The organism is Kribbella sp. (genome assembly GCF_035687465.1).
In the GTDB taxonomy this organism is placed as follows: Bacteria; Actinomycetota; Actinomycetes; order Propionibacteriales; family Kribbellaceae; genus Kribbella.
On the sequence record NZ_DASRXP010000350.1, the window covers coordinates 1 to 2,503 of the forward strand.

The window sequence follows — 2,503 nt, forward strand, 5'->3', positions numbered from 1 at the left end:
CCCTAGCTTGGACCAGCGGGTGACGCAATGCAGGTCGCGGGTGATCTCCTCGCTCGGCTGCCGCAGCATCGCCGACCAGTCCCAGCGATGCACTTCGCCGGTCTCCGTGGTGACGGTGAACTCCCAGTGTTCGGGGAGGACGTGCGGCGTCGGGCCGGCGGACAGGACCGGGAACTCATGCGTCAGGTACTGGCCCGGCGGCAAGTCGGTCCCGCCTCGACGACGACCGGTGAACCCCGGCGAAACGATGCCCATCAGGGAACCTCCTTCGGATGCACTCCTCGCAGTGAATCACGAATCCAAGGGTGGCAGGGTGGGGTAGTCGGGCATCGGATAAAGACCGACCGTGAACCCGTAGACCGTGTCGCCGGACCGGGGCAGCTGGTCGAACTCGTGGATCACCTGGTCGACGCGCTCCCAGAACTCCGCTGCCTGCTCCTCGGGGATCCGCGCGTGCCGGATGAACGAGCGCATCAGACCGGCGTCGTACGCCGCGGTGGACTCCTCCGCCGCGACCTCGAAGTCGTTGAAGTCGGGCGGAAGGTCCACGCCGTTCGCGCGCCGGCCGAGTCCGACGTAGAACATCCGCGCCGCGCGGCCGTAGTACCGCTCCTCGATCGCCCGCACCCGCCTGGTCCGGACGACGCGCAGGATGCCGGCCGCGGTGAGCACGTTGACGTGGTGCGCGACCGTGCTCTTGGGGCGCTTGACCGCGGCGGCCAGCTCCGTCACGGTCGCGGCGCGCTCGTGCAGCAGGCCGAGGATGGTCGTGCGCAGCGGATCGCTGATCGCCCGCACCTGCTCGGCGGTGGTGAGCTCGATGGTCTCCTCGAGCTCGTAATCCGGGACTTGGCTCTTGCTTGCCATAGTGCCGTCAGACTAACATCGCGGAACATTCCAAATATCTGGATCATTCACGCGAAAGCGAGCAGCTGATGGCTGAAGTCGTGCTCTACCACCACGCCCAGGGACTGACCGAAGGGGTGAAATCCTTCGCCGCCGAGCTCCGCGAAGCCGACCATACGGTCCACCTGCCTGACGTCTACGAAGGCAACACCTTCGAGACGCTCGAAGAGGGGATCGACTATGCGAGGCAGACCGGTTTCGGCACAGTGATGGAACGCGGCCTCGCCGCAGCCTCAGACCTCGGTGACAACTTGGTCTACGCCGGCTTCTCCCTCGGCGTGATGCCGGCCCAGCGCCTGGCCCAGACCCGCCCCGGAGCGAAGGGCGCTCTCCTCTTCTACTCCTGCGTCCCGGTCTCCGAGTTCACCGAAACCTGGCCGGCCGGCGTCCCCGTCCAGATCCACGGCATGGACGCCGACCCCATCTTCGCCGACGACGGCGACCTCGACGCCGCCCGCGCCCTGGTCGCCTCCACCGACCAGGCAGAACTCTTCCTCTACCCCGGCAAGGACCACCTCTTCGCCGACTCGTCCCTCCCGTCCTACGACGAGGCAGCCACCACCCTGCTCACCCGCCGAGTCCTCACCTTCCTCGACGGCATCTAGTCCCGCCAGACGTCGACCATCTCTTGCGCAGTCCAAGCCAGGTCGGTCGACTTCAGACCGACACCGGTGGCAAGTCCACCTAGCGACACCACCACCAGCCCGGCCGCCGCCGGGTCGAAGCCCGGAATCTGGGTGACGGCCCGGCGCAGGGCGTCGAGATCGTGGCCGTCGAACGGACTGCTCAGCCACTTGATGGAACCGGCGAACGACAACTTGCTTGCGACCGGCGCACGGTCCGCGCCCACCAGGTCGACCTCTGGATCGAAGTGGCGATTCCACCAGCCGCCGACAACCTCCACCTCGGGCCACGGCAAAGCTCCGGCGATGCCTGCGAGCTCGAGCGCCTCCCGCACCAGCGGCTCGACCGCCCGGCCACGCCAGGCCGTCCAGCGGCGCTCGATGAGCCGGAATCCAGCCTCGGGCCGACCGCGTCGAGCCTGCTCGTGAACCGGTCGCAAGATCCCCAAGTACAACCGAAGGTTGCTGTCGGCAACCCGGTACAAGGCGGGTTTCCCCGCAGAGGTCGACAGCGGCTCGTCAATGGACAGGATCTGCTTCTCCCGGGTCAGCTTCTGCAGCAGAGGTGAGAGAGTCCCGGAAGGAAGCCCACCGTCACGGCTGCCCGCTGTCGCGGCGATATTGGCATGAGTCCGATCGCCGGTACCGATGGCCTCCAGGACCCGCCGAGCGAGATCCGGGTTCGGGAACTCGGACAGCAACGCGGTCTCGGGCACGCTGAAGACGGCAGCAGCGGGGTCTGACGTCTCGGCGCGCAGAAAGTCCATCGCCGGCATCCCCTGCGGCCAACTACGCAAGATGCCCGGCAGACCACCGGAGACCAAGTGGGCGTCGATTGCATCGGCGCCCTCCAAACCAACGGCCGCGCCGCAATCGGCCGGATTGAGTGGGCCGAGCACCAGATTGTCGGCACGGCCGAAGAACGGGCGATCGTAGGCGGTCAGGCGCTCCATCATGTGCAGGTCGCTGCCCAG

Annotated in this window: 4 protein-coding genes; 1 reads left to right on the forward strand and 3 read right to left on the reverse strand. The window is 67.3% G+C overall.

All coding sequences use genetic code 11. The features are described from left to right. Together VFG33_RS18380 and VFG33_RS18385 are read right to left on the reverse strand one after the other, a co-directional pair. Nucleotides 1-255: molybdopterin-binding protein (locus tag VFG33_RS18380; protein WP_524538135.1), on the reverse strand; the 255-nt coding region annotated here is incomplete at its 3' end. A 36-nt stretch (nucleotides 256-291) separates the two neighbouring features. Continuing rightward, nucleotides 292-867 (reverse strand): ArsR/SmtB family transcription factor, encoded by a 576-nt coding sequence (locus VFG33_RS18385; RefSeq protein ID WP_325054119.1) that lies wholly within the window; start codon nucleotides 865-867, stop codon nucleotides 292-294. Between the two features lie 68 nt (nucleotides 868-935). On the opposite strand from VFG33_RS18385, the gene VFG33_RS18390 reads away from it, so the two are divergent. Further along, nucleotides 936-1,511: a dienelactone hydrolase family protein gene (locus tag VFG33_RS18390; RefSeq protein ID WP_325054120.1), complete on the forward strand. Its 576-nt coding sequence runs from the start codon at nucleotides 936-938 to the stop codon at nucleotides 1,509-1,511. On the opposite strand, the gene VFG33_RS18395 is transcribed toward VFG33_RS18390, so the two are convergent. Further along, nucleotides 1,508-2,503, reverse strand: a 996-nt coding sequence (locus VFG33_RS18395) for an AAA family ATPase (protein WP_325054121.1), incomplete at its 5' end; no start/stop codon positions are given. The genes VFG33_RS18390 and VFG33_RS18395 overlap by 4 nt on opposite strands.